Here is a 1,260-nt window from a genome sequence, read left to right as displayed (position 1 = left end):
TTGTTTTCCTCGGACAAAGCGTAGGCGCGGCTTCTGCAGCGCCCGCCGCCACTTCGTGGCCATAGCTGCACCCATCGAGGATTCACCATGCGTTCTTCCCATCCAATACGTTGTGCCCTGGTTGCTGCAGTAACCGCCGTCAGCTTGGCAACCTTGGCCGGTTGCGCTCGCGATCCGGAAAAACCTACTTTGTCGGAATTAGCTGTCAGCTCGACCAAGAGCTTGTTCCGCACTGACAGCGACATGCAGAAAGTGCTCAACGCCCAAGCGGCCTTCGATCCTAAAGCCATTGAAAAAACCACGCCGGACGAAGCCCGTAAGCAGCCTACTGTGGCAGATGGTGTAAAGCAGGTACTGGCCGACCAGAAGCGTGACAGCAGCCCCACAGCACTGGTCCCGGGCGTGACAACCCGTGAGATCACCGTAGCCGGTGCTACAGGGAACTTGCCAGCAACCGTCTATACCCCTGCTGGTAACGGACCATTCCCGGTAGTACTGTATTTCCACGGCGGCGGTTGGGTGATCGCGGACCGCACCGTGTATGACGGTGGCGCCCGCGGCCTGGCCAAGCAGGCCAATGCTATCGTGGTGTCAGTGGACTACCGTCGCGCGCCTGAATATAAATTCCCGGCAGCCCATCTAGACGCTGTTGCTGCCTACCGCTGGCTCACTACCAACGCGGCTAGCATTGGCGGAGACTCTAAGCGCCTAGCGTTGGCCGGCGAAAGCGCCGGGGGCAATCTGGCGCTCGCCACTGCTGTGGCTGCACGCGACCAGGGCTTGACCTCGCCCAAGAGTGTGATTGCTGTATACCCAGTGGGACAGACCACGACCAACACTGAGTCGTACTTGAAGTACGCTGACGCCAAGCCACTCAATCGCCCCATGATGCTTTGGTTCGTGGCCAATGTGACCAAGAGCTCTGCCGATCTGAAGGATCCACGTTTGGATCTTGTGCACGCCAACCTTCACGGTCTGCCGCCAGTGACTCTGATCAACGCCGAGATCGACCCGCTGCGTGATGACGGTGCGCAACTGGAGCAGGCGTTGCGAAACCAGGGCGTAAGCGTGGAGCGCAAGCTGTATGACGGCGTGACCCACGAGTTTTTCGGTACCGCTGCGGTGGTGGAAAAGGCTCAGGAAGCACAGGCCTACGCCGGCGCTCGCCTGAAGGCAGCGTTCTAACAAGCCTCTGGCTGCTGCGATGTCAAACCGTAGCAGCCAGTACCTTGGCTTACAGCTGGGTCAAATCGTAGCTCA

The 1,260-nt window shown here is 59.4% G+C and carries 1 protein-coding gene; it reads left to right on the top strand.

Annotation, left to right across the window (positions count from 1 at the left end; translation table 11 throughout):
* The first annotated feature begins 87 nt into the window (after positions 1-87).
* Positions 88-1,185, top strand: a complete 1,098-nt coding sequence (locus tag ABEH28_RS27235; RefSeq protein WP_346631559.1) for an alpha/beta hydrolase — start codon at positions 88-90, stop codon at positions 1,183-1,185.
* Positions 1,186-1,260: the final 75 nt, after the last annotated feature.

The organism is Pseudomonas sp. Ps21-P2 (assembly GCF_039672565.1).
In the GTDB taxonomy this organism is placed as follows: Bacteria; Pseudomonadota; Gammaproteobacteria; order Pseudomonadales; family Pseudomonadaceae; genus Aquipseudomonas.
Note: the sequence above shows the minus strand (reverse complement) of the source record. Positions and strands in the feature narration are given on the sequence as shown.